The organism is Streptomyces sp. NPDC020742 (assembly GCF_040641675.1).
Lineage (GTDB): Bacteria > Actinomycetota > Actinomycetes > Streptomycetales > Streptomycetaceae > Streptomyces.
In genome coordinates, this window is the sequence record NZ_JBFAEA010000037.1 from 1 (window position 1) to 24781 (window position 24781).

General features: G+C 73.8%; 22 protein-coding genes and 5 tRNA genes. 17 read left to right on the plus strand and 10 right to left on the minus strand.

Going from position 1 to position 24781, the window contains the following annotated elements; all coding sequences use genetic code 11:
- Positions 1–133: 133 nt before the first annotated feature.
- The gene (locus AB0G84_RS34070; RefSeq protein ID WP_361329814.1) at positions 134–805 is read right to left on the minus strand and encodes a lysophospholipid acyltransferase family protein; all 672 of its coding nucleotides are present in this window, start codon (positions 803–805) and stop codon (positions 134–136) included.
- A gap of 295 nt (positions 806–1100) precedes the next feature.
- Between AB0G84_RS34070 and AB0G84_RS34075 the strand changes: the two genes are divergently transcribed.
- Together AB0G84_RS34075 and AB0G84_RS34080 are read left to right on the plus strand one after the other, a co-directional pair.
- Positions 1101–2252 carry a glycerophosphodiester phosphodiesterase gene (locus tag AB0G84_RS34075; protein ID WP_361329817.1) on the plus strand — a complete coding sequence of 384 codons (1152 nt, stop codon included), beginning with the start codon at positions 1101–1103 and terminating at the stop codon, positions 2250–2252.
- A gap of 234 nt (positions 2253–2486) precedes the next feature.
- Positions 2487–3002, plus strand: a complete 516-nt coding sequence (locus AB0G84_RS34080) for a GNAT family N-acetyltransferase (protein ID WP_361329820.1) — start codon at positions 2487–2489, stop codon at positions 3000–3002.
- 168 nt (positions 3003–3170) lie between these two features.
- Here the strand turns inward: AB0G84_RS34080 and AB0G84_RS34085 are convergent, their stop codons facing one another.
- Both AB0G84_RS34085 and AB0G84_RS34090 read right to left on the minus strand, forming a co-directional pair.
- Positions 3171–3614 (minus strand): hypothetical protein, encoded by a 444-nt coding sequence (locus AB0G84_RS34085; protein ID WP_361329823.1) that lies wholly within the window; start codon positions 3612–3614, stop codon positions 3171–3173.
- The gene (locus AB0G84_RS34090) at positions 3607–3975 is read right to left on the minus strand and encodes a hypothetical protein (RefSeq protein WP_361329826.1); all 369 of its coding nucleotides are present in this window, start codon (positions 3973–3975) and stop codon (positions 3607–3609) included. Before AB0G84_RS34090 ends, AB0G84_RS34085 begins: the two co-directional genes overlap by 8 nt.
- Before the next feature lie 117 nt (positions 3976–4092).
- Between AB0G84_RS34090 and AB0G84_RS34095 the strand changes: the two genes are divergently transcribed.
- The 9 genes from AB0G84_RS34095 (at position 4093) to AB0G84_RS34135 (ending at position 16817) form a co-directional block, all read left to right on the plus strand.
- Positions 4093–4737 (plus strand): HAD-IA family hydrolase, encoded by a 645-nt coding sequence (locus tag AB0G84_RS34095; protein WP_361329829.1) that lies wholly within the window; start codon positions 4093–4095, stop codon positions 4735–4737.
- A 383-nt stretch (positions 4738–5120) separates the two neighbouring features.
- The gene (locus AB0G84_RS34100) at positions 5121–6218 is read left to right on the plus strand and encodes an ATP-binding cassette domain-containing protein (RefSeq protein ID WP_361329832.1); all 1098 of its coding nucleotides are present in this window, start codon (positions 5121–5123) and stop codon (positions 6216–6218) included.
- Positions 6215–6949: a methionine ABC transporter permease gene (locus AB0G84_RS34105; protein ID WP_361329835.1), complete on the plus strand. Its 735-nt coding sequence runs from the start codon at positions 6215–6217 to the stop codon at positions 6947–6949. Before AB0G84_RS34100 ends, AB0G84_RS34105 begins: the two co-directional genes overlap by 4 nt.
- A 106-nt stretch (positions 6950–7055) precedes the next feature.
- On the plus strand, positions 7056–7913 hold the full coding sequence (locus AB0G84_RS34110) for a MetQ/NlpA family ABC transporter substrate-binding protein (RefSeq protein ID WP_361329838.1): 858 nt from the start codon (positions 7056–7058) through the stop codon (positions 7911–7913).
- A 202-nt stretch (positions 7914–8115) separates the two neighbouring features.
- On the plus strand, positions 8116–8751 hold the full coding sequence (locus tag AB0G84_RS34115) for a GNAT family N-acetyltransferase (RefSeq protein WP_361329841.1): 636 nt from the start codon (positions 8116–8118) through the stop codon (positions 8749–8751).
- 169 nt (positions 8752–8920) lie between these two features.
- Complete coding sequence (gene cbiE / locus AB0G84_RS34120) at positions 8921–10141, plus strand: precorrin-6y C5,15-methyltransferase (decarboxylating) subunit CbiE (protein ID WP_361329844.1); 1221 nt, start codon at positions 8921–8923, stop codon at positions 10139–10141.
- A 235-nt stretch (positions 10142–10376) separates the two neighbouring features.
- Positions 10377–14528 (plus strand): nicotinate-nucleotide--dimethylbenzimidazole phosphoribosyltransferase, encoded by a 4152-nt coding sequence (cobT, locus tag AB0G84_RS34125; RefSeq protein ID WP_361329847.1) that lies wholly within the window; start codon positions 10377–10379, stop codon positions 14526–14528.
- Between the two features lie 181 nt (positions 14529–14709).
- Positions 14710–15948 carry a uroporphyrinogen-III C-methyltransferase gene (cobA, locus tag AB0G84_RS34130; protein WP_361329850.1) on the plus strand — a complete coding sequence of 413 codons (1239 nt, stop codon included), beginning with the start codon at positions 14710–14712 and terminating at the stop codon, positions 15946–15948.
- Between the two features lie 53 nt (positions 15949–16001).
- Positions 16002–16817, plus strand: a complete 816-nt coding sequence (locus AB0G84_RS34135; RefSeq protein WP_361329853.1) for an RNA methyltransferase — start codon at positions 16002–16004, stop codon at positions 16815–16817.
- Between the two features lie 5 nt (positions 16818–16822).
- Here AB0G84_RS34135 and AB0G84_RS34140 read toward each other — a convergent pair whose 3' ends face one another.
- Positions 16823–18157, minus strand: coding sequence for a protein kinase (locus AB0G84_RS34140; RefSeq protein WP_361329856.1), 1335 nt, complete (start codon positions 18155–18157; stop codon positions 16823–16825).
- A 618-nt stretch (positions 18158–18775) separates the two neighbouring features.
- Here AB0G84_RS34140 and AB0G84_RS34145 point away from each other — a divergent pair.
- From AB0G84_RS34145 to AB0G84_RS34155, 3 genes are all read left to right on the plus strand, one after another.
- Entirely contained in the window at positions 18776–18985 is a 210-nt protein-coding gene (locus AB0G84_RS34145) for a hypothetical protein (RefSeq protein WP_361329859.1), read from the plus strand.
- A 221-nt stretch (positions 18986–19206) separates the two neighbouring features.
- Positions 19207–20220 carry a phosphotransferase gene (locus tag AB0G84_RS34150; RefSeq protein WP_361329862.1) on the plus strand — a complete coding sequence of 338 codons (1014 nt, stop codon included), beginning with the start codon at positions 19207–19209 and terminating at the stop codon, positions 20218–20220.
- Between the two features lie 74 nt (positions 20221–20294).
- Positions 20295–20573 carry a zf-TFIIB domain-containing protein gene (locus AB0G84_RS34155; RefSeq protein WP_361329865.1) on the plus strand — a complete coding sequence of 93 codons (279 nt, stop codon included), beginning with the start codon at positions 20295–20297 and terminating at the stop codon, positions 20571–20573.
- A gap of 102 nt (positions 20574–20675) precedes the next feature.
- On the opposite strand, the gene AB0G84_RS34160 is transcribed toward AB0G84_RS34155, so the two are convergent.
- The 5 genes from AB0G84_RS34160 to AB0G84_RS34180 form a co-directional block, all read right to left on the minus strand.
- Positions 20676–20747, minus strand: a tRNA-Val gene (locus tag AB0G84_RS34160).
- Between the two features lie 34 nt (positions 20748–20781).
- Positions 20782–20853, minus strand: a tRNA-Val gene (locus AB0G84_RS34165).
- Between the two features lie 24 nt (positions 20854–20877).
- Positions 20878–20949 (minus strand) — tRNA-Val (locus AB0G84_RS34170).
- A 1-nt stretch (position 20950) separates the two neighbouring features.
- Positions 20951–21024 (minus strand) — tRNA-Cys (locus tag AB0G84_RS34175).
- A 35-nt stretch (positions 21025–21059) separates the two neighbouring features.
- Positions 21060–21132: transfer RNA gene (locus AB0G84_RS34180), tRNA-Gly, on the minus strand.
- Positions 21133–21328: 196 nt separating this feature from the next.
- Between AB0G84_RS34180 and AB0G84_RS34185 the strand changes: the two genes are divergently transcribed.
- From AB0G84_RS34185 to AB0G84_RS34195, 3 genes are read left to right on the plus strand one after another with little or no spacing between them, the layout of a single operon-like run.
- Positions 21329–22378, plus strand: a complete 1050-nt coding sequence (locus AB0G84_RS34185; protein WP_361329961.1) for a chorismate-binding protein — start codon at positions 21329–21331, stop codon at positions 22376–22378.
- Entirely contained in the window at positions 22375–23199 is an 825-nt protein-coding gene (locus AB0G84_RS34190) for an aminodeoxychorismate lyase (protein ID WP_361329868.1), read from the plus strand. Before AB0G84_RS34185 ends, AB0G84_RS34190 begins: the two co-directional genes overlap by 4 nt.
- Positions 23200–23234: 35 nt before the next feature.
- The gene (locus AB0G84_RS34195) at positions 23235–24065 is read left to right on the plus strand and encodes a GNAT family N-acetyltransferase (protein ID WP_361329871.1); all 831 of its coding nucleotides are present in this window, start codon (positions 23235–23237) and stop codon (positions 24063–24065) included.
- A gap of 62 nt (positions 24066–24127) precedes the next feature.
- Here the strand turns inward: AB0G84_RS34195 and AB0G84_RS34200 are convergent, their stop codons facing one another.
- Positions 24128–24655 (minus strand): DsbA family protein, encoded by a 528-nt coding sequence (locus AB0G84_RS34200; protein WP_361329874.1) that lies wholly within the window; start codon positions 24653–24655, stop codon positions 24128–24130.
- Positions 24656–24781 lie beyond the last annotated feature (126 nt).

Genomic DNA, 24781 nt, shown 5'->3' on the forward strand with positions numbered 1-24781 from the left:
CGCTCGGCTGGGAAACCCCAGCCGAGCGCCTGCATAAACTGCTCGCGGCCTGATCAACACGACCACGTGTTGCGACGACCCCTAGAAACCGCCGTTTCTAGGGGCCCTTCGCGCGAGCGGTGCACCGGGCGGGTCAGGCGGCCTGCCGGGCCTTGGTGGCGTAGATGTCGACGTACTCCTGGCCGGACAGCTCCATCACGTCGCTCATCACCTCGTCGGTGACGGCCCGCAGGACGTAGCGGTCGCGGTCCATGCCGTCGTAACGGGCGAAGTCCAGCGCCTCGCCGAACCGGACGGTCACCGGCGCGATGCGCGGCAGGCCCTTGCCGCCGGGCTGCACCTTGTCCGTGCCGATCATGGCGAACGGCACGACGGGCGCGCCGGTCATCAGGGCGAGCCGGGCGATGCCGGTACGGCCGCGGTAGAGGCGGCCGTCGGGGGAGCGGGTGCCCTCGGGGTAGATGCCGAAGGCCTTGCCCTCCTCCAGGACCCGGCGGCCGGTCATCAGCGCCGCGACACCGCCGTGGCCGCCGTCCCGGTCGACCGGGATCATGCCGGCGCTGGTGAAGAACCACGCCATCAGGCGGCCCTTGAGGCCGGTGCCAGTGACGTACTCGTCCTTGCCGATGAAGTACACCGGGCGCTTGACCACCAGGCTCAGGAACATCGAGTCGATGAAGGTGACGTGGTTGCCGGCCAGGATCACCGGCCCGGTCTCCGGGATGCGCTCCAGGCCCTCGATCTTCGGGCGGTACAGGACACGCATCACGAATCCGAGAATCGCCTTCAGCACAATGCGGGACAAGGGGTCCTCCGGGTCGTGGGTGGTCAACGTCGAGCACGGCGCAGAACTCTGCAGCCCAGGACGATACTCGCGGGTCACTCCCGCGCGCACATCGGGTTTACGAGGTCGATACGCAGCGTTGACGCGTGTTACCACCATGTTCCCCCCGATGCTGTCGCGCGTCTCCCCGGCATGGCCCGTCCGTGCCTACGATCGGCCCGGGTCCGTGGGCCGGTGCGCAACACGCTTTGTCGCACCCCGGAAAGCACCCGGAAGCACCCGGAACCCCACCGAGAACCGGACACGAGGAGCGGGTATGCACAAGGGGCAGCAGCCGGGACGGCGGACGGTGCTGGGGGCCGCGGCCCTCGGCGCGGGCGCGGCGGTGTTCGGCGGCGCCGGAGGGGCGAGCGCCGCCGGCCGGGACGACACCGCCCGCGAGGGCACTGCCCGGGACCTGCCGGTCCCGCTGATCATCGGCCACCGCGGCGCCAGTGGCTACCGCCCCGAGCACACCTTCGGCTCCTACCAACTGGCCCTCGACATGGGCGCGGACGTCATCGAGCAGGACCTCGTGCCCACCAAGGACGGCCATCTGGTCTGCCGTCACGAGAACGACATCACCGCCACCACCGACGTCTCCGCGCACCCCGAGTTCGCGGATCGCAAGACCACCAAGACCGTCGACGGGACGCAGCTCACCGGCTGGTTCACCGAGGACTTCACCCTCGCCGAGCTCAAGACGCTGCGCGCCAAGGAGCGGATACCGGGCACCCGGCAGCACAACACCCTCTACGACGGCCGGTGGCAGGTGCCCACGTTCGAGGAGGTGCTGCAGTGGGCCGAGCGGGAGGGGCGCAAGCGGGGCCGCCGGGTCTGGCTGCACATCGAGACCAAGCACCCCAGCTACTTCCGCAAGCTGGGCCTCGGCCTGGAGGAGCGGGTGGCCAAGGCGCTGCGCGCGCACGGCCGGCACCGCAGGAACTCCCCGAACTTCCTGCAGTCCTTCGAGCCCAGCAGCATCCAGCGGCTGGGCCGGCTGGTCGACTGCCCCAAGGTCGTGCTGCTGTCCACGCTCACCTCCCGGCCCTGGGACTTCGTCGAGGCGGGTGACCCCCGCACGGTCGCCGACCTGGTCACACCGCGGGGCCTTGCGTGGATCGCCGGCTTCGCCGAGGGCATCGGGCCGGACCTGACCGTGATCATCCCGCGGGACCAGGACGGCAAGCTCGGCACGCCCACCTCCGTCGTACGGGACGCGCACGCCGCGGGCCTGGTGCTGCACCCCTACACGGTCCGCAACGAGAACACCTTCCTGCCCACCGACCACCGCCGCGGCACCGACCCGAACGCCTACGGCGACTCCCTGGCCGTCTTCCGGGCGTACCTGGGGACTGGCATCGACGGGCTGTTCTCCGACAACCCCGACACCGCGCTGCTGGCCGCCGCGGAGTTCCGCAAGGGCTGACGCCCCGCGCCCCCGGACCGGTGCCGGGCCCCGCTCTCCTCCGCGTAGGGAATGTCACAGCGGAGCCCGGTACCGGTTCGTTCCGCTTGTCCCCCTTGCCCGCGCAGAATGCTCACGGCGGAGATTGCCGCCGCCGTATTCCGGGGAGTCCGGAAGTCAGGGCACCACGTCCGGGCGCACACCCCTCGCACCCTCGCGCGCCCGGACCCACCGAACAAGGGGAGGCAGACGCGCATGGGCACGAGCGTGACCATCTCTGCAGCGGCCGACGAGGACGCCGAGCAGATCCTCAAACTGCAGTACCTCTGTTACCAGCCGGAGGCCGCGCTGTACGACGACTACCGCATCGAGCCGCTCACCCAGACCCTGGAGGCGCTGCGCGCCGAACTGAGTGCGGGCTGCGTGCTGGTGGCCCGGCTCGGCGAGGAGGTCGTGGGGTCCGTGCGTGGCACGGTCGACGCCGACGGCACCGCGGAGATAGCCAAGCTCATCGTGCACCCCCGCCTGCAGCGGCACGGCCTGGGCGGCCGGCTGCTGTCCGCGGTCGAGCAGCGGCTGGCGGACGAGCGGCAGGCCCGGCGCTACCGCCTGTTCACCGGCCACCGCAGCGATGGCAGCCTCCGGCTGTACCGCAGCCACGGCTACGCCCCCGTGGGCACCGAGCAGCACAGCCGGCGGCTGAGCGTGGTGACCCTGGAGAAGGAGATCCAGCGGGAGGCCGCCGCCGAGGAGTTCGTGGCCCGGGCCTAGCAGGGGGAACGGGCCCGCGTGTGGGGCGGGCCCGTACCGCATGCTGTCGCCGTGTCGCCGTGTCGCCGTGTCGCCGTGTCGTCGGAGCGTCCGGAGCGTCCGGCGCGGTGCGTGCCCGGCGCGGTGCCTGCCCCTGCCGGAGGCGTCCGCCGCCGGGTGTCAGGGGTGTCAGGCCGTCCGCGCCCGGCGCAGCCAGAGCAGTCCGGTGACGGGCAGCACGACCGGGATCAACAGGTAGTCCCTGCCGTAGTACGACCAGACGGTGGCGTCGGGGAACGCGGCCGGGTCCAGCAGCGTCCAGGTGCCGATGCCCAGCACCCCGACCAGCTCCAGCACACAGCAGACCAGCGCGATCCTGCGGGCCCCCTCCCCGCCGCGGACCAGCGAGAAGGTGATGAACCCGTAGACGACCGCGGAGACCGCCGAGAGCGAGTACGCCAGCGGGGCCCGGTCGAACTGGGCGATCACCTGGAAGAGCGAACGGGATGCGGCGGCGACGGTGAAGACGCCGTAGAGGGTGACCAGCAGGCGCCCCGGGCCGGTGCCCAGCGAACGCCTCGCCGGGGTGGCACGCGCCGTACCGTCCGCCGCGGTGGTCGTGGTCTCAGGCACTGCCGCCTCCCCAAATGTCGAACAGCCGTACTTCCAACACGGCCAGCACCACGGCGCCCGCGGCAACGGTGGCCGAACCCCAGCGGGTGCGCTCCGAGAGCGACATGAAGCCGGTCGCCGGCACACAGGCCGCAGCCCCCAGCAGATACGCCAGGAACAGCGCGGTCCCCTTGTCCGGCGACTGCCCGCGCGACAACTGCACGATCGCGACGACCAGTTGGACGACGCCGAGCAGCGACACCACGGCCATGCCGATGAAGTGCCAGTCCTTGGTGGGCTGGTCGCGGAAGGCGGCGAAGCCGCACCAGGCGGCCAGGGCCAGCGCGGTCGCCGTGACCGCGATCGTCAGCGCGTCGATCACCGGGGCCTCCGGGCGATCCGGCAGCGCGCCGTGGGGTTGAGGGGCATGGGCCGATGCTAATCGGCGACGGGCGGCCGGCCGCGTCCGGCCCCACCACGGCACGTAGGGTCGTGAAGCATGAAGATCACCGCCGATGCGCTCCTTTTCGACAACGACGGCACACTGATCTCCTCGATGGAGTCGGTCACCCGCTGCTGGACCCGATGGGCCGGTGAGTACGGCATCACCGCGGCGGACTTCGCCCGGATCGCGCTGCACGGCCGACCGGCGGCCGACATCGTCGCCGACCTCCTGCCCGCCGCCCGGGTGCCCGAGGCGCTGGCCCGCATCGAGCGCCTGGAGATCGAGGACGCCGGGGGAGTGGTGCCGCTGCCGGGTACCCACGCGCTGCTGGAGCAGCTGCCCGTCGAGCGGTGGGCCGTGGTCACCTCCGCCACCCGCCGGCTGGCCGAGGCCCGGCTGGAGGGCGCCGGCATCCTTGCCAAGACCCTGATATCCGCCGACGACATCAGCCGCGGCAAGCCGGACCCGGAGCCGTTCCTGCTGGCCGCCGCACGGTTGGGGGTGGACCCCGCACGCTGTGTGGTCGTCGAGGACGCACCGGTCGGGCTGGCGGCGGGCCGGGCGGCGGGGATGGTGACCGTGGCGTTGACCACAACCCACCGCCCCGACGAGCTGACCGCCGACGCCGTGGTCACCGACCTGTCGGCGGTGTCCGTGCAGGCCACGGACGGCGGGCTGGAGATCACCCTGGCCGACTGAGCCGCCGTCCACGGGTCGGTCGGGCCGTTCCGGCATCCGGACAGGTTGGATCGGCCCGCACAGCTGTCTGGTTTACTGGCGCCCATGACCACGACGAGCTACCGCACCCCTGCGACCGAGGCGACCGCCACGCCCGGTGCTCGTTGCATGTGTCGAATGTGTGACCGCTGAGGGCCCCCGCCTGAGCCTCGCGCCCCGAAGCGAGACCCGCTGCCATGCGCCGTACGTCGCCCCCCCGACGCCACCGGCCGCCCCGCGTCACCGCACCCCGGAGCCGGGCCCCGCGCCCACCGCCGCTCCGCGTCCCCCTCTGCCGCCTTCGCAAGAATGCCCCGTGCCCCGGCGGGCGAGCCGCCGAGCACTCGACAGTGACGGAATTCCCTGTGATCACCACAACGGGCCTGACCAAGGTCTACCGCTCAGGAGACCGCGACGTCACCGCCCTGGACGGCGTCGATCTGCACGTCCGCGAGGGCGAGGTGTACGGCGTGCTCGGCCAGAGCGGCGCCGGCAAGTCCACCCTCATCCGCTGCCTCAACCTCCTGGAGCGCCCCACCTCCGGCACGATCACCGTCGCCGGCCAGGACCTCACCGCCCTCGCTGGGCGGAGCCGGCGCGCCAATGCCGGCCTGCGCGCCGCCCGCAGCCACATCGGCATGGTCTTCCAGCACTTCAACCTGCTGTCCTCGCGCACCGTCCAGGACAACGTCGAACTGCCGCTGGAGATCCTCAAGGTCGACCGCCGCGAGCGCGCCCGCAAGGCCCTGGAGCTGCTGGACCTGGTCGGCCTGGCCGACAAGGCCAAGGCCTACCCCGCCCAGCTCTCCGGTGGCCAGAAGCAGCGCGTCGGCATCGCCCGCGCCCTGGCCGGCGACCCCAAGGTGCTGCTCTCCGACGAGGCCACCAGCGCCCTGGACCCGGAGACCACCCGCTCCATCCTCACCCTGCTGCGCGACCTCAACCGCCAGCTCGGCCTGACCATCGTGCTCATCACCCACGAGATGGACGTGGTCAAGACGATCTGCGACTCGGCCGCGCTGATGAAGAACGGCCGGGTGGTCGAGCAGGGCACCGTCGCCGAACTGCTGGCGACCCCCGGCTCCGAGCTGGCCCGGGAGCTGTTCCCGGTCGGCGGTGAGGCCTCGGCCGACGACCGCACGGTGGTCGACGTCACCTTCCACGGTGCGGCCGCCACCCGCCCGGTCATCTCCGAGCTGGCGCGTACCTACAACGTCGACATATCGATCCTCGGTGCCGCGATGGACACCGTCGGCGGCAAGCAGATCGGCCGGATGCGCATCGAGCTGCCCGGCCGTTTCGAGGAGAACGTCGTACCCATCGGCTTCCTGCGCGAGCAGGGCCTGCAGGTCGACGTGGCCGACGGGACCGACGCCGTGGAACCGGCCGCCGCCGCCCCCCGAACCGTCCCCGCGATCCCGGCGCCCGCCGCCGCCCCGCTGCAGAAGGAAGCTGCCAAGTGAGCTGGAACGAGATGCAGCCGCTGCTGTACGACAACACCCTCGACACCCTCTTCATGGTGTGGTGGTCGACGTTCTACGCGGTGCTCATCGGCATCCCGGTCGGGGTGCTGCTGCATCTGACCGACCGCGGCGCCCTCCTGCAGAACGTCGTGGTGAACAAGGTCCTCGGCGCGGTCGTGAACGTGGGACGGTCCTTCCCGTTCCTGATCCTGATCGTGGTGCTGATCCCCTTCACCCGCCTCGTCGTCGGCGTCTCCATCGGCCCGACCGGCGCGGTCGTCCCGCTCGCGATCGCCGCCATCCCGTTCTTCGCCCGCCTGGTGGAGGCCGCACTGCGCGAGGTCGACCACGGCCTGGTCGAGGCCGCCCAGGCGATGGGCGGCGGCACCTGGACCATCGTCTTCAAGGTGCTGCTGCCGCAGGCGCTGCCCGCGCTGATCGCCGCGGTCACCACCACCGTGATCACCCTGGTCGGCTACTCCGCGATCGCCGGTGCGGTCGGCGGCGGCGGCCTGGGCAACCTCGCCTACACCTACGGCTACCAGCAGTACGAGACCCCCTTGATGATCGCCACGGTGGTGGAACTGATCGTCCTGGTCACCCTCGTCCAGCTGCTGGGAGACCTGGTCGTCCGCCGGCTCGCCCGCCGCGGCACCCGTCCCTCCTCCTCCGTACGGATCGGCCTGCGCCGCGCCAGTGAGGAGCCGGCCGCCGTCACCGAGGCGGCCTGACCCCCGAGCCAACCCGCGTCACCCGCTCCACCCACGAGCCCGGACCCTTTGCCGGGCGGACACCACACGTGAACCCCCGCGTGTGCACAGGAAAGAGGCACTCTTCGTGCGTAACACCATCAAGATCACCGTGGCCGTCGCCGCCGCCTCCGCCGTGGCCCTCGGCGCGAGCGCCTGCTCGGCCCCCTCCGACACCACCGCCAGCAGCGACAAGGGCGACAAGAACGCCCCCCTCGTCGTCGCCGCGAGCCCCACCCCGCACGGCGCGATCCTCGACTTCGTCAAGAACGAGCTGGCGGACAAGGCGGGCCTGAAGCTGGTCGTCAAGCCGTTCAACGACTACAAGATCCCCAACAAGGTCACCGACGACGGCCAGGTCGACGCCAACTTCTTCCAGCACAAGCCGTTCCTGGACACCTTCAACAAGGAGAACGGCACGCACATCGTGCCCGTCCAGAACGTTCTCATCGAGCCGCTGGGCCTGTACTCCAAGAAGCACACCAAGCTCTCCGAGCTCAAGGCCGGCAGCACCATCTCGGTGCCCAACGACCCCTCCAACGAGGGCCGGGCGCTCAAGCTGCTCGCCGACAACGGCGTGATCACCCTCAAGCCCGGCGTCGGCTCCGACGCCAAGCTGACCGACGTCAAGGACGACAAGGGCATCAAGATCACCGAGCTGGAGGCCGCCCAGACCGCCCCCCGCATCGACGACGTCGACGCCGCGATCATCAACGGCAACTTCGCCATCGGTGCCCACCTCAAGCCCTCCAAGGACGCCCTGGCCCTGGAGAGCGCCAAGGACAACCCCTACGCCAACTTCCTGGCCGTCAAGAAGGGCCACGAGAACGACCCGCGGATCAAGAAGCTCGCCAAGCTCCTGAACTCCCCCGAGGTCAAGAAGTTCATCGAGGACAAGTACAAGGACGGCTCGGTCATCCCGGCCTTCGGCCCCGCCAAGAGCTGACGCCTCCCCGGCCCGCCGTCCCCGGCAGGCCGCCCCGGGCCCCGGTCCCGCGCCCCGCGCGGCCGGGGCCCGCGCGCATGGCACGCCCCCCGGCCGATGCTGCATGCTGGTGCCTTCATCACGGTCAAAAAGGGCCCGTGACCTCGCGGTAGTACAGTCCGCGACGTCCCGAACACCAGGTCAACGGCGTTGGAGCAGCGGTATGACATCCACCTTCCCGGACATCTCCCTCAGCACGGACCGGCTGGTGCTGCGCCCCTTCGAGGAGGCCGACATCCCCGCCCTCGCCGAGATGATGTCCGACGAGATGGTCACCGCCTGGACCGCGCTGCCGCACCCCTACACCACCGCCCACGCCCGCGCCTGGGCCACCGGCAAGGCCGCCGCCGTCCGCACCGAAGGGCGCGGCATCGCCCTGGCCGTCACCGAATTCCTCACCCAGCGCCTGGTGGGCACCGTCCACCTCGAACACACCGACTGGCGGATCCGCAGCACCGAGATCGGCTATGTCACCGCCCCCTGGGCCCGCGGTGAGGGCTATGCCTCGGAGTCCGCGCTCGCGGTTGCGCAGTGGGTCTTCCACGACCAGAAGTTCGAGCGCATCGAACTGCGCATCGCCGCCGACAACACCGCCTCCCAACAGGTCGCCCAGAAGATCGGCTGCATCAGCGAGGGCGTGCTGCGCAACGCCTGGATAGCCCGCAGCCGCACGGAGGACGGCGGTTGGACGGACATCCGCACCGATCTGATCGTCTGGAGCCTGCTGCCCGAGGACCTCGACGGTGTCCCCGGCCGGATGGCCGACGCGGGTGGATTCGGCTACCCCGAGTGGAACTGAGCCACGCCCGCGCCCAGGTCCGCGCCCCTCGGGGTACTCTCGGCCTGCCGCATACCCGCGCGACCAGCGCGGACCCGTGCACCACGGCGGCGTCACCACCCGCCTGCGGCGACCCCGCGGACGCCGCCCCTGCCCGCGTACCCACAGCAGCCCCAGGAGACTGACGAGCATGGCCGACCGGGTCACGGTGATCGGATGGGACGGCTCCCCGTTGACCGACGCCGCCCGCTCCGCCCTCGGCGCCGCCACGTTGGTGGCCGGCGCCGCCCATCACCTCGCCCTGCCCGAAGTCCCGCCGCACGCGGAACGGATCCGGCTGGGCAGCGTGACCCTGGCGGCCCGCCGGATCGCCCAGCACCGCGGCACCGCCGTGGTCCTCGCCGACGGCGACCCCGGATTCTTCGGCGTGGTGCGCACTCTGCGCGCCCCCGAGCACGGCCTGGAGGTCGAGGTGGTGCCGGCGGTCTCCTCCGTCGCCGCCGCCTTCGCCCGGGCCGGTATGCCCTGGGACGACGCCCAGGTCGTGGTCGCGCACAGCCGCGATCTGCGCCGCGCGGTCAACGTCTGCCGGGCGCACACCAAGGTCGCGGTGCTCACCTCGCCCGGCGCCGGCCCAGCCGAACTCGCCCTGCTGCTCGACGGTGTCCACCGCACCTTCGTCATCTGCGAGGACCTGGGCACCGAACGGGAACGGGTGACCGTCCTCACCTCCGACAAGGCCGCCGACCACGTATGGCGCGACCCCAACGTCGTCATCGTCGTGGGCGGTTCACCCGGCGGCGCCGCGGCCCAGGGCACCGGCTGGATCGCCGGCCGCGAGATCGGCCACCCGACGGGGCCGCGCGGCTGGGGACTTCCGGCGCGCGCCTACGGCGGTGCCCTGGGCGAGGGCGAATCCGTCCAGCTGCGCACCGCCCAACTCGCCCGTCTCGGGCCGCAGGTGGGCGACCTGGTGTGGGACATCGGCACCGGCAGCGGAGCCGCCGCGGTGGAGGCCGCCCGCTTCGGCGCCGCGGTCATCACCGTCGACACCGACCCGGACGCCTGCGAGCGCGCCGCCGCCCTCGCCCGCCGGTACGGCGTCCAACTCCAGGCCGTGCACGGGCGGGCACCGCAGATCCTGGAAGACCTGCCCGAACCGGACGTGGTGCGGGTCGGCGGCGGGGGAGCGGAGGTCGTCACCGCCTGCACGGACCGCCGCCCCGAACGGATCGTCACTCACGCCGCCACCCGCGACGAGGCCGAGGCGCTCGGCCGTGCACTGGCGGACGGCGGCTACGACGTCGAGTGCGCCCTGCTGCAGTCCGTGGACCTGGACACCTCCGTCTGGGTCGAACGCGAGCGGTCCGTGGTGTTTTTGCTCAGCGGGTATCGCGTTCCTCACCCGTGACCAGCACGGCAACCCGCGCGGGGTAGGCTGGCGGATCGTTGCGCCGCTGTTCCGCGTTCGGCTTCGTACGCCAATATCCGGAAAATGCCGCGGTTTTGGACGAATATGAAGCTCTGGCGAGCGGACGTGCCGCGCGGCGTGCTCGCTCGTTCTAGCTATCGGGCGTCGGCGCGCCCCGGTCGAGCGCGTCGCACGAGCGGTTGGAAGGAGCACTACCAATGGGCGAGGGGTACGCATGACCGACACCGGCCAGGTCCCGGGCGAGGGACAGCCGGAGAACGCAGGCGGACATCCCGGGCAGCCGCAGCCGGCGGCCGCTCCCTCCGCTGCCGACGCCGGACCCACGGAGCTGCCGGGCACGGCGACGCCTCCGGGCGAGTACCCCTACCTCGACCCGGCGGACGGCGCCGCCGAGGACGACGACCTGCTGCTGATGCCGGGCGCCCAGGGCGCCTGGAGCGAGCAGCCGGCAGCGCAGCCGCTTCCCCAGCCGCAGGAGACCCACCAGGGCCCGCAGCAGGGCGCCCCGTACGACGCGCCCGCCCAGGCCGCCGGCGGTTTCGAGCCGATGCCCGGGCAGGCCGGTGACCATGAGAGCGGCGGCCGGGACTCCGGTTCGGTCGACCTCAGCGCCGTCCGCATCCCGCAGCCCGCCGCGCCCCAGCAGTCCGACCGTGCCCGCGCCGCCGCGCCCACCCGCCGCCCGCTGCACATGGGCCCGCCGGTCCCCGACCCCACCGGCGGTGTGGTCCGCTCCCTCGCCGACCGCGGTCCCGCGGAGGTCCCCTCGCGCGCCGCCGGCCCCGCGCCGGCCGGCGCCCCCGAATACTTCGACGCCCCGGCCGAGGCTCCCCAGGGCCCGGAGGCCGTGGCCCCCGGCACGCCGGCCGCAGCGCAGCCCGCCGCGGGCTTGCCGGGCACCGAGCAGCCCGCCGCACCCCAGCAGCCCGTCGCGGCGGTGCCGCAGGGCGCCCAGCCGTACGTCGACCCCGCCTACGCCGGCCAGCTGTCGGCCGAGCAGACCTACGGGGCCGCCGGCCAGGGCCCGTTGCCCGGCCCGCAGCTCGGCGAGATCCCGTCGCAGACGCCGTCGTGGGGCGAGGCGCCGGTCCAGGCCGCCCCGGCCCCCGCTCCGGAAGCGGCCGCGCCGGTCGAGGAGCCCGTACCCGCCGAGGCCGCCCAGCCCGCCCCGCAGGACACCGCACCGGCGGCCGGGCAGCCGACGGAGCAGCCGCAGGCGATGCCGCTGCCGGCGGAGGGCACCGCCCCGGCCGTCGCGCACCCGGTCGCTGACGCCGCGGTGGTGGACGCCGGCGCCGAGGCCGTGGCCGTTCCGGGTGCCCCAGACCCGGCCCCGATGCCGCCGCAGGTCCCGGCCGCGGAGACCGCCCCCCAGGACGCCACCGTGCCGGCGCCGGCCGACGAGCCCGCCGCTGCCCCCACCCCGGAGGCCGCCGCCCCGGACACCACTGCCCCGGACACGGCCGCCCCGGACACCGCTGTCCAGGACGCCGCCGAGCCGAGCGCCGCTGCGGAACCGGCCCCGGCCGACGGTCCGCAGCCCGTCGCCCAGGCGCCGGCGGACACCCAGGACGCCGCTGCGGAGGTACCGGCGCAGGACGCGCCCGCACCGGGTGCACCCGCACCGGATGCACCCGCATCGGACGCGCCCGTGCAGCCCGCCGCCGAACCGGCCGAACCGGTCGCACCGAACACGGCGTCCGCCCCGGAGCAGTCGGACGCCGGCGCCGAGAGCGCCCAGCCCGTCGCCCCGGCCGCCGATGCCCCGGCCGCCGATGCCGCGGCCGTCGCGACCCCGGACAACGACGCTCCGGCGGAGCCCACGGCGCCGGCCGACGAGGCGGTCGCGGCCCCGGTGGAGGCCACCCCTGCCACCGAGCCCGCCCCTGTGGACGGCGCCGCCCCCGTGGACGGCATGGCTCCCGCGGACTCGCCCGCTGCCCAGGACCCCGCCGCCCCGCCCGTACCGGAGGACTCCGCGCCCGCCGAGCAGACGGTCATAGAGCCGCCCGAGGCGCAGCAGCCGGCCGACGGGCAGTTGCAGCCCGCCGCCGCGGACGCCGCCGGGCAGCAGACCGCCGAGGCGCCCGTACCGGAGCCCGCGCCGCAGGCCGCGGACGCCCCGGACGAGCAGCAGCCGGTCGGCCAGGACACCCCCGCCGAGGCCGACACCCCCGCCGACGCCGCGCCGGCCGCGGACACCCCGGTCGACAGCCCTGCCGACACCGCGGCCCCCGAGTCCGCCGTGGCCGACCCCGCGGAGGCGGCCGACACCGTGCAGCCCGTCACCGTTCACATCCCGGCCCAGGCCGACGGCGAGCAGGCCGAGGCGCAGGCCACCGCGGCCGCCGCCGCCCAGGACACCGCCGCTGCCGCCCCCGCGGCCGCCGACGACCTGCCCGCGCCCGCCGAGCAGACCCCCGACAGCGGCCCCGACGCCCACGGCCCCCAGCAGCTGGACGCCAGCGAGCTCGTCCAACTCGGCGAGGACGACGCCCAGGACGGCCAGGACGCGCGGGAAGCCCAGGACGGCGCACCGCCGCAGGCCGCCGCGATCGACGGTCCTGCCGAGGCCACCGAGGCCACCGAGGGCCCCGAGGCCGGTCAGGACGCCCCCGGCGACCCCGACTCCGTCCCGGCCGCCGGGTACGACGACTCCGAGCGCGCGGCCGTGCACCGCGTGATGCGCGAGCGCCGCGACATCCGCAACGGCTTCCGCAGCGACCCGATCCCCAACGACGTGCTGCTGCGCGTCCTGGAGGCGGCCCACACCGCCCCCAGCGTCGGCCACTCGCAGCCCTGGGACTTCGTCGTCATCCGCTCGGCCGAGACCCGCGAGAAGATGCACCAGCTCGCCATGCAGCAGCGCGAGGCGTACGCCAAGTCGCTGCCCAAGGCGCGGGCCAAGCAGTTCCGCGAGCTGAAGATCGAGGCGATCCTCGAAACCCCGGTGAACATCGTCGTCACCGCCGACTCCACCCGCGGCGGCCGGCACACCCTCGGCCGGCACACCCAGCCGCAGATGGCCCCGTACTCCTCCGCGCTCGCCGTGGAGAACCTCTGGCTCGCCGCCCGCGCCGAGGGCCTGGGCGTCGGCTGGGTCAGCTTCTTCGACGAGCGGGAGATGGTCCGCGAACTCGACCTGCCAGAGCACCTGGAGGTCGTCGCCTACCTCTGCGTCGGCTACGTCGACGAGTTCCCGGAGGAGCCCGAGCTCTTGCAGGCCGGCTGGTCCAAGCGCCGCCCGCTGTCCTGGGTGGTCCACGAGGAGACGTACGGCCGCCGCGCGCTGCCCGGCGAGAGCCCGCACGATCTGCTCCAGGAGACCCTGCAGGGCATCCGGCCGCTGGACGCCAAGGCGCTCGGCGAGGCCTGGGAGCGGCAGAAGCGGATGACCAAGCCCGCCGGGGCGCTGGGCATGCTGGAGATCATCTCCGCGCAGCTGTGCGGGCTGTCCCGCAAGTGCCCGCCGCCGATCCCGGAGCCGGCCGCGGTGGCGATCTTCGCCGGCGACCACGGGGTGCACGCCCAGGGCGTGACCCCCTGGCCCCGGGAGGTCACCGGCCAGATGGTCGCCAACTTCCTGGGCGGCGGCGCGGTCTGCAACGCCTTCGCCAACCAGGTGGGCGCCGAAGTCTGCGTGGTCGACGTCGGGGTGGCCGGAGAGCTCCCCGCCACCCCGGGCCTGCTGCCCCGCAAGGTCCGCGCCGGCACCGCCGACTTCACTGCCGGTCCCGCGATGACCCACGAAGAGGTCTTCAAGGCGATCGAGGTGGGCATCGAGACCGCCCGCGACCTGATCGCGGCCGGCAACAAGGTGCTGCTCACCGGTGAGATGGGCATCGCCAACACCACCACCTCCGCCGCCCTGATCGCCGTCTACACCGGCGTCGACCCGGCCGAGGTCACCGGTCGCGGCACCGGCATCAACGACGAGACCCACGCCCGCAAGGTCGATGTGGTCCGCCGCGCGCTCGAACTCCACCAGCCCGACCCGGCCGACCCGGTCGGGGTGCTCGCCGCGGTCGGCGGCCTGGAGCACGCCGCACTGGTCGGCCTGATTCTCGGCGGCGCCTCGCTGCGTACGCCGGTGATCCTGGACGGGGTCAGCGCCGGCGCCGCCGCCCTGGTGGCCCGGGCCATCGCCCCCGAGGCGCTGGCCGCCTGCATCGCCGGCCACCGCAGCGCCGAACCCGGCCATGTCGCGGCCCTGAACAAGCTCGGCCTGCGCCCGCTGGTCGACCTCGACCTCCGCCTCGGCGAGGGCACCGGCGCCCTGCTCGCGCTGCCCGTCGTGCAGAGCGCCGCCCGCGCCATGCACGAGGTCGCCACCTTCGACTCCGCCGGAGTGACGGAGAAGAGCTGACGCACCGCTGACGGGGGCGGCCGGGAGCGGCCGCCCCTATGACCCCCGGCCCGCAGCCCCATAGGCTGTGGGCCGGGGCCGTAGCACCTCATGGGCACCACCCTTCATCAGCCGCTCCAGAGCCGCAGCGACTGAGCCGGCCGTCGACCTCGCACCACCCCGTACAAGGAGCCGTACCGCCATGGCTGAGCACGCCGCCGAACACGCCGCCTACCCCGTCGGACTGCGGCTGTCCGGCCGCCGGGTGGTCGTCCTGGGCGCCGGGCAGGTGGCCCAGCGTCGGCTCCCCGCACTGGTCGCCGCCGGCGCCGAGGTCCTGCTGGTCTCCCCGTCCGCCACCCCGTCCGTCGAGGCGATGGCCGACGCCGGCGAGATCCGCTGGGAGCGCCGCCGCTACCGGGCCGGCGACCTCGCCGACGCCTGGTACGCGCTGATCTCCACCGACGACCCGGAAGCCAACGCCGCCGCCTCCGAGGAGGCCGAGGAGCGTCGGGTGTGGTGCGTCCGCGCCGACGACGCCGAGGCCGCCACCGCCTGGACCCCGGCCACCGGCCGCAGCGAGGGCGTCACCGTCGCCGTGCTCACCGGCCGCGACCCGCGCCGCTCCGCCGCCGTCCGCGACGCCATCGTCGAGGGCCTCCGGGACGGCAGCATCGCCGCGCCGCACCACCGGCGCCCGCACACCCCCGGCGTGGCGCTGGTCGGCGGCGGCCCCGGCGACCCCGACCTGATCACCGTCCGCGGCCGCCGGCTGCTTGCCGAGGCGGACGTGGTGATCGCCGACCGGCTCGGCCCGCGCGACCTGCTCGCCGAACTCCCGCCGCACGTCGAGGTCATCGACGCCGCGAAGATCCCCTACGGGCGCTTCATGGCCCAGGAGGCCATCAACCACGCGCTGATCGAGCACGCCAAGGCCGGCAAGGCCGTGGTCCGGCTCAAGGGCGGCGACCCGTTCGTCTTCGGCCGCGGCATGGAGGAGGCCCAGGCGCTCGCCGAGGCCGGCATCCCCTGCACCGTCGTCCCCGGCATCTCCAGCACCATCTCCGTCCCCGGCGCGGCCGGCATCCCGGTCACCCACCGCGGGGTCGCCCACGAATTCACCGTCGTCAGCGGCCATGTCGCCCCCGACGACGCGCGCTCGCTGGTCGACTGGGCCGCGCTCGCCAAGCTCCGCGGCACCCTCGTCGTCCTGATGGGCGTGGAGAACAGCGGTGCCATCGCCGCCACCCTCATGGCGCACGGCCGCCCCGCCGGCACCCCGGCCGCGGTCATCCAGGAGGGCACCACCGCCGCCCAGCGCCGGGTCGACGCCACCCTGGAGACGCTGGGCGAGACCGTACGGGCCGAGGGCGTCCGCCCGCCGGCGGTCATCGTGATCGGCGAGGTGGTCGGCGTCACCACCACCCCTACCGCCAGGTAACCGCGCCCGTACGCGGCATTGGAACCTCGACACCGACAAGGCACTATCTCCCCGTGGCAGAAATCATCACCGTCGATGACCCGGACGACCCCCGGCTGGCCGACTACACCGGCCTGACCGACGTCGAGCTGCGGCGCCGGCGCGAGCCCGCCGAGGGCCTCTTCATCGCCGAGGGCGAGAAGGTCATCCGGCGCGCCCGGCACGCCGGCTACGAGATGCGCTCCATGCTGCTGTCGACCAAGTGGGTCGATGTGATGCGGGACGTCATCGACGAGGTGCCGGCCCCGGTGTACGCCGTCACCCCGGAGCTCGCGGAGCGGGTGACGGGCTATCACGTGCACCGCGGCGCGCTCGCCTCCATGCAGCGCAAGCCGCTGCCGACGGCCACCGAACTCCTCGCCGGCACCCGCCGCATCGCGGTGATGGAGGCCGTCAACGACCACACCAACATCGGCGCGATCTTCCGCAGCGCCGCGGCACTCGGCATGGACGCGGTACTGCTCTCCCCGGACTGCGCCGATCCGCTCTACCGCCGCTCGGTGAAGGTCTCGATGGGGGCGGTGTTCTCCGTGCCCTACGCCCGCCTGGAGAGCTGGCCCCGCGACCTGTCCGCCGTACGGGAGGCCGGCTTCACCCTGCTCGCGCTCACCCCCGCGGACAAGGCCACCGGCATCGACGAGGTCGCCCCGCACTCCCTGGAGCGGGTCGCGCTGATGCTGGGCGCCGAGGGCGGCGGGCTGACGACCGGCGCCCTGCGGGCCGCCGACGAGTGGGTGCGCATCCCGATGGCCCACGGCGTGGACTCCCTCAACGTGGGTGCCGCCGCCGCGGTCGCCTTCTACGCGGTGTCAACGGGGCGCCACACCTAGCCCCGTCACCCGCCCCGGGCCGCCCCGCCCTGGTGTGCGGTGATCGGAACCGGCCGTTCCCCGTCCAGTCCGCGCGCCGGTCCCTGGCAGCCCTGGGCCGCTGCGATCCCGAGCGCCACCAGCAGCGTCACCACGAAGAACACGATGACCCGCTGGCGCAGCAGCCGCCGGTCGGGACCGGGGCGCCGCCCGCCGGACCCCGTGCGCACCGGGGTACGCGCACCGTTGCGCCCCGTCGGCCGCGCCGCCGGGACCCGCCGGGGGTTCCGTCCGCCGGTCCGCGGGTTCCGGCCCGCCCCCGAAGCCGGTCCGGCCGGCCGGGCGCCCGCCTCGCGCGGCGCCGGCGGCCGGGAGGGGTGCGGGCGCGGTGCGGAGTTGCCCGCCGTCCCCCGCTCGGTGTGCTGGCGCGCGTACTCCTCGGCCCGCCGGCCGGTCGGGCGGTCCGAGGGGCGGCGCTCCGCGCGTCCCCAGTCCGATCCGGCGCCCGCACCGCTCTCCAGCGGCCCACCCGACAGCCCGTGCGCCTCCCGGGCCGCGATCTCCTTGAGCCGCAGCGACAGTGACAGGGTGCTGGGACGGTCCGCCGGGTCCTTGGCCAGACAGGAGGCGAGCAGTGGTGCCAGCGCGTCCGGCACCCCGGCGAGTTGCGCCTCCTCGTGGACCACCCGGTAGAGCATGACCTCCGAACTTCCCTGTCCGAAGGGGGAGTCCGCGGTGCAGGCGTACGCGAGGGTGGCGCCCAGCGCGAAGATGTCGGTGGCTGGTGTCACCGCGGCGCCGCGCACTTGCTCGGGCGCCAGGAAGCCGGGCGAGCCGACCGCGGTGCCGACGTGTGTCAGCGTGCTGGCGCCGGTGGCCCAGGCGATACCGAAGTCGATGATCCGCGGCCCCTTGGGGGACAGCAGGATGTTGGACGGTTTGAGGTCGCGGTGCACCACACCGGCGTCATGGACGGCCAGCAGGCCCTCGGACAGCGCCGCCCCGATGGCGGCGACCTGCGCCGGGGAGAGCGGCCCCTCCTCGTTGACCTTGTCGTGCAGCGAGGGTCCGGGGACGTACTGGGTGGCGAACCAGGGGCGGTCCGCGTCCAGGTCGGCCGCCACCAGCCGGGCCGTACAGCCGCCGCGGATCCGTCGGGCGGCGGAGACCTCACGGGCGAACCGCGAGCGGAACTCCTGATCCTCCGCCAGATCCGGCCTGATCACCTTGAGCGCCACCCGCTGCCCGCGCTTGTCCGAGCCCAGATAGACCACGCCCATCCCGCCCGCGCCGAGCCGGCGGTGCAGCCGGAACGTCCCGACGACACGCGGGTCCTCGCGCCGGAGCCGCATCATCGCCATGTCCGTCCCCTACCTGCGGTGGGGAGGCCCCCTCCGCTGCCAACCGTCTGACGTGGCACAGCTTACGGATTGACGGCTCGGTGTGCGCAGAGGCCGCGCATGCGTCGGCAACCGGATTGCCGGTGCCGGGTGCGGGGCCCGGTGCCCGGCGGGGAATCCGCCGCGCTACGGACCGACTTCCCGTACGGGATCCCAATGATCCCCCACAGAAGGGGGATTGACGGGATGAAAGGGGATTCAGGCGGGGTGCCCGTAGTTGCCGGGGATGCCTCCGGGGTGCCGGAATCGGCGGCCGGAGGGGCACACCGCGGCGAGGGGGACGCGCCGCGCGGGGGAGCGCGCGACGTGAGGGAGGTCACGTCGAGATCACCCCTGGGGGCTGTGCAGCGACCGCGCGGGCGATTCCCTCGGGGATGTCCCCAGGTCTGGGGGGTCCGGTCTCCACCCAGGGGAGTACATGGGGGGCGGTGCCGTCATCCTCCTGGAGGCCGACCAATGGGTACGACGGCATGACGCCCGATGCCCGCCGCTTCCCTAGGGTTGTTCTCAAGCGGCGGGCGCAGCACTCGTCCCCCGAGGTCAGACGCCCGCCGCCGCAGCCACGACGGGAGCGGGACGATGGATCGGAACTCAGAACGGACGGCCCTTCGGGCGCACGGGCGGCGGTTCGCCTCGGCGCTCGGCGGTCACCAGTCCTCGGGTACCCGGCATCCCCTCGTCGCGGTGGCCATGGCGCTGCCGCTGGCGATCCTCCTCGCCGTGGTCTTCGGCGGCTGGGAAGCCGTCATCACACAGGCGTCGTCCGTGGCCGGAATGCTGGGGCGCTGAGCGGCACTCCAGACCCGGGAGAGCGGCCCGGGACGGGGAATCCGGCGAAAACCCCGTGGGGACGGGGGTGCGGCGGACGGCACGAACGGCCGGGCATCTGGGGAGATGCCCGGCCTTCGAGCTGTCCGGGCCGCACGGCGCGTACGATCCGAGGCCGGGTCGCTGGGGCCCGCAGGACCGTCGAGCGTGCGCAGCCCCGCGCCGCACCCGGGGGAGGACCGATGACCACGCCGCCGTCCGGCCCGCTGGCCGCCCTCGCCGCGCTGGCCACGGCGGACGCCCCGGAAAGCGCCCCGGCACCCGCCGTGCTCGCCGACCGCCCCGACGGCACCGTCGTCCGCAGCGGCCCCACGGTCGCCAAGGCCCACGCCCCGGACGCCGATCCGCAGGACCTGGCCGCCCGGCTGCGGATCGCCGCACACCCCCTGCTGCACGGCATCCTGCTGCCCCCGCTCCCGGTCACCGGTCCCGGCGGCTTCCTCGCCCTCGCCGACGACGGCCGCCCGCTCACCCGCTGGCCGTACGGCAGCCCGGTGCGGCCCGACGACCCGGATGCCGCGCCCTGGGAGGACGCCGCCCGTCTGCTGGCCCGGCTGCACGGCGTCGAGGTGCGGCGCCTGCCCGGCCCCGTCCCACCGATGCGCGGCCCCGCCAAGGCCGCCCGCGCCCTGGACCGGATGCGCGGGGCGGCGTCCGGCGCCGGGGCGGCTGACGGCGCCGCCTCCGTCCCGGGAGGGCTGTCCGCTGCCGCCGCCGTCATCGAGCGCGCCTGGTCCCGGCTGCCCGCATGGGCCCGCGCCGCCGCCCCGCCCCCGCGGGGCGGCACCCTCTGCCACGGCGATCTGCACCTGGGCCAGCTCGTGCGCCATCCGGCGGCCGACGGCCCCTGGTTGCTGATCGACATCGACGACCTGGGGCTCGGCGACGGCGCCTGGGACCTGGCCCGCCCCGCCGCCTGGTTCGCCGCCGGCCTGCTTGCCCCGGAGATCTGGACGCGCTTCCTGGCCGCTTACCGGGCCGCCGGTGGCCGCGCCCTGCGCCCGGACGGCGACCCCTGGGCCGAGCTGGAGGTGCCCGCCCGCGCCCTGACCGTGCAGACTGCCGCACTCGCCGTCGCCAAGGCCGCCGCCGGAGTTCGCCCCCTGGACGAGGCGGGAACCGCGGTCGTGGAGGCCTGCGCGCGGATGGCTTCCCTGCCGGCGCAGTTGGGCCCGGCCGATCCCGTCGTAGGGTGAACACCTCGCCGCCGGGAGTCCGTTCCGGCGGTGCCGCGGTGAGCGGCAGCGAACGTGACAGGAGTTGAGCGACGATGCAGTGCCCCAAGTGCCATGCACCGATGCACACATACCAGCGCAATGGCGTGCAGATCGAGCAGTGCTCGGGCTGCCGGGGGATCTTCCTGGACTACGGGGAGCTGGAGGCGCTGACCCGTCTTGAGTCGCAGTGGCTGCAGCAGGCTCCGCCGCCGCCCGCCCCCCAGGGCTACCCCGCCGCCCCTGCCTGGGGCGCTCCGCACCACGGCCACCACGGTCACCATGGGCACCACGGCCACCACCGTGGCTTCGGCCACATGCTCTTCTCGTCCTGAACCGTTGCGCGGAGCGCCGGAGGCGGATTCCCGGAGAGCGCCCGAGCGCCGCACAACGCACGAGGGCCGGAGCGATATCGCTCCGGCCCTCGGCCTTCGGTGTGGACGATACTGGGATTGAACCAGTGACCTCTTCCGTGTCAGGGAAGCGCTCTCCCGCTGAGCTAATCGTCCTCGGGACCGCGGATCACGAGGATCCGCAGCTGCGTGCGCGATACTGGGATTGAACCAGTGACCTCTTCCGTGTCAGGGAAGCGCTCTCCCGCTGAGCTAATCGCGCGGGGGCCCGGCGGAGCCGGACCAGTGGACGATACTGGGATTGAACCAGTGACCTCTTCCGTGTCAGGGAAGCGCTCTCCCGCTGAGCTAATCGTCCTTGGAGGTGGAGACGGGATTTGAACCCGTGTAGACGGCTTTGCAGGCCGTTGCCTCGCCTCTCGGCCACTCCACCAGGAGTGAGGGGGTTCGGGAAGATCCCCCACATCGAGCGGACGACGAGACTCGAACTCGCGACATCCACCTTGGCAAGGTGGTGCTCTACCAACTGAGCTACGTCCGCAGGTGTCTCTCCCAGACTACGTCTGAGAGCTACCTCGCCTCCGGGGCGCTTGGCGCGTCCCGGCGACGTGTTGAACTCTAGCGGATTCCGGGGCCAGTACAAAAACGCGTTTGTGCAGCGTGCTGCGCTGCTCACTCGGCACAGGCGGCAGTGGGTCCTCCGCCATAGACTCGCTGACGTGCATGACTTCGCTCCCATGGCGCGCTTCGGCGGCCTGATAGCCACCGATCTCCGGGACGTGACCACCGATCCCACGGCCCTGGACTCCACGGGCTGGTGGGCGGTGGCCGCGGGTTTCGAGGGCTCGGTGGTCTGTGCCCGCTTCGGCCACGTCCGGCCCGCCACGGCCGCGGACGCGCCCGCTCCGGACGGCTGGCAGGGGCCCGCGCCCGACAGCTGGACCAGTTCCCTGGACCGCGAGGCCTATACGGGAGGCGTGCGGCGGGTCCGTGAACACATCGCGGCCGGCGACGTCTACCAGGTGAACCTCTGCCGGGTACTGACCGCGCCGCTGCCCGACCCCGGCCGCACCGACGTCGACGCCTTCTCCGCGGTGCTGGCCCACGGCAACCCCGCCCCGCACGCCGGCACCATCCGGCTGCCCGCCCATGGCGTCGAGATCGCCAGCGCCTCACCGGAGCTGTACCTGCGGCGCGACGGCCGCACCGTCTCCTCGGGGCCCATCAAGGGCACCGGCCGGACCGCGGCCGACCTCTCCGAGAAGGACCGGGCGGAGAACGTGATGATCGTGGACCTGGTCCGCAACGACCTCGGCCGGGTCTGCGCCACCGGCACGGTGAGCGTCCCGGCGCTGTGCGCCGTCGAGGAGCACCCCGGGCTCGTCCACCTCGTCTCCACGGTGCGTGGCGAACTGGACACCGCCCACGAGAAGAGCGCCTGGGCGGACCTGCTGGACGCCACCTTCCCGCCCGGTTCGGTCACCGGCGCCCCCAAGTCCAGCGCCCTGCGGATCATCGGCGAACTGGAGACCGCGCCCCGCGGCCCGTACTGCGGGGGCATCGGCTGGGTCGACGCCGACCGCCGCACCGGTGAGCTCGCCGTCGGCATCCGGACCTTCTGGATCGACCGCACCCCGCCCGCCGGACCGGTACTCCGGTTCGGTGCCGGCGCCGGGATCATCTGGGACTCCGACCCGGAACGGGAGTGGGCCGAGACCGAACTGAAGGCGCACCGGTTGCTCGCGGTAGCGTCGGGACTGCATGAAGCAACTGAAGGAGAGCGATGAAGATCTGGCTCGACGGGGCACTGCGGGACGCCGAGAGCGCCCGGGTCTCGGTCTTCGACCACGGGCTGACCGTGGGCGACGGGGTCTTCGAGACCGTCAAGGCCGACCACGGGCGCGCCTTCGCGCTCACCCGTCACCTGGAGCGCCTGGCCACCTCCGCCCGTGGCCTCGGCCTGCCCGCCCCCGACCTCGACGAGGTACGGCGCGGCTGCTCGGCCGTCCTCGACGCCAACCCGATGGCGCTCGGCCGGCTGCGGATCACCTACACCGGCGGCCTCTCCCCGCTCGGCTCGGACCGCGGCGACGCCGGGCCCACCTTGGTCATCGCGGTCTCGGAGACCAAGCGGCGTCCCGACACCACCGCCGCCGTCACCGTCCCCTGGACCCGCAACGAACGCGGTGCGCTGGCCGGCCTGAAGACCACCTCGTACGGCGAGAACGTGGTCGCCCTGGCCCGGGCCCGCGAACGGGGCGCCTCCGAGGCGCTGTTCGCCAACACCGTCGGCGCGCTCTGCGAGGGCACCGGATCCAACGTCTTCGTCGTGCTCGACGGTGAACTGCACACCCCGCCGCTGCACTCCGGCTGCCTGGCCGGCATCACCCGCGCGCTCACCGTCACCTGGGCCGGCGCCAAGGAGACCGACCTTCCGCTGGACGCCCTGGAGCACGCCGAGGAGGTCTTCTTGACCTCCACGCTGCGCGACGTCCAGGCGGTGACCGTCGTCGACGGCCGCCAACTGGCCGACGAGCCGGGCCCGGTGACCGCCGAAGCCATGCGGATCTTCGACGAGCGCGCCGCCGCCGACTTCGACCCGAGGTGATGACGGGCCCGCACCCGGGCGAGTAGAAAGTCCTCGTGACCACAACGCTGCGCCCCGCGGGACCGGAAGAACGGCAGGACGACGGCGCCCGCGCCCGCCGGTACGACGTCTGCGTCAACAGTCGCCGGGTCGGCGGGATCCGCCTCGCCACGGACGCCCGGTTCGGCCCGTCCGCCGGCCGGATCGTCGGCCTGGACATCGATCCGCCGGACCGGCACCGGGGCCGCGCCACGGTCGCCGCGCTCGCCGCCGAGGAGGTGCTGCGCGGCTGGGGCTGCCGGCAGATCGAGGTGACCGTCCCGGCCGAGGCCACCGCCGCCCTCCGGCTCGCGGCCGCACTGGGCTACACCGAGCGCAGCCGGACGATGAGCAAGCCGCTGAACGGGCCGCCCCGCCTGCCCGGGGACAGCCGCGACCGGCCGCTCGGCGAGGCGGACTTCCCGGCCTGGCTGGCCGCCGCGCTCGCCACGTACACCCGGACCCAACGCGGGCAGGGGATGACCCGCGCCCGCGCCGAGGAGGCCGCGGCGGTGAGCCACCGCGCGCTGCTGCCGGACGGCCTGGGGACCCCCGGGCAGGTGCTGCGGGTCCTGGAGCACGGTGGGGCGGACGTCGGCTCGCTCTGGCTGAGCCTCCAGATGCCCGGGCAGCCCGGCGGCTATGTCGTCGACGTACAGGTAGCGGCGGAACACCGGGGGCGGGGCCACGGGCGCACCCTGATGCTTGTCGCCGAGCGCGAGACGCTGGCCGCCGGCCGCAGCACCCTCGGCCTCCACGTCTACGCCGACAACGCGCCGGCCCGCGCCCTCTACGACGCGCTGGGCTACCGGCCCACCGGCCATCTGCTGTGGAAGCCGATCCTGTGACGGGCCGGCCGGCGCCCGTGTGACGAGCCGGCCGGCGCCGGTGCGCCGGCCCGTCGAGTGCCTCAGTCCTGCCCGGCCAGCAGCCGGTCGGCGATCTCCTCGATCCGGGCGCGCAGCCCCTCCTGGCTCTTGCCGCCGTCCAGCCGCTCCCCGTCGATCACATAGGTCGGGGTGCCGGTCACCCCGATCGCCTTGCCCTCGGCCTGGTCCGCGTCGACGATCAGCAGGTGCCGCCCGTCGATCAGCGCGGTGTCCAGCTCTTCGGCGTCCAGCCCCAGCCCGGCCGCGACCTCCAGCAGCAGCTTCTCGCCGCGGGCACCGAGCTCGTCGGTGCGCGCCAGCACCGCCTCGATGTACGGCCAGCCCTGTCCCTGCTCCGCGGCCTCCTCGGCGGCCTGCGCGGCGGCGTAGGCGTGCTTGTGCTTCTCCAGCGGGAAGTGGCGCAGCCGGATCTCCAGCCGGTCGCCGTAGCGCTCCCGCAGCGCCCGCACGTCGTCCAGGGCGGCGCGGCAGTCCGGGCACTGCAGTTCGCACCACACGTCCAGAACGGGGCGGTCGGGACGGGCGGTGGAGGTGGTGGCGTCGTTCATGGGGTCAGTCTTCCAGCCCGCGGGCGGCGGCCCGAACCGGGACCTGGGAAGGAGTACGACCCCGAGATGACCCGGAGATGTCCCCGAGTGCGCGTCGGAACATGGCTCACGCCGGGCCGGACAGGG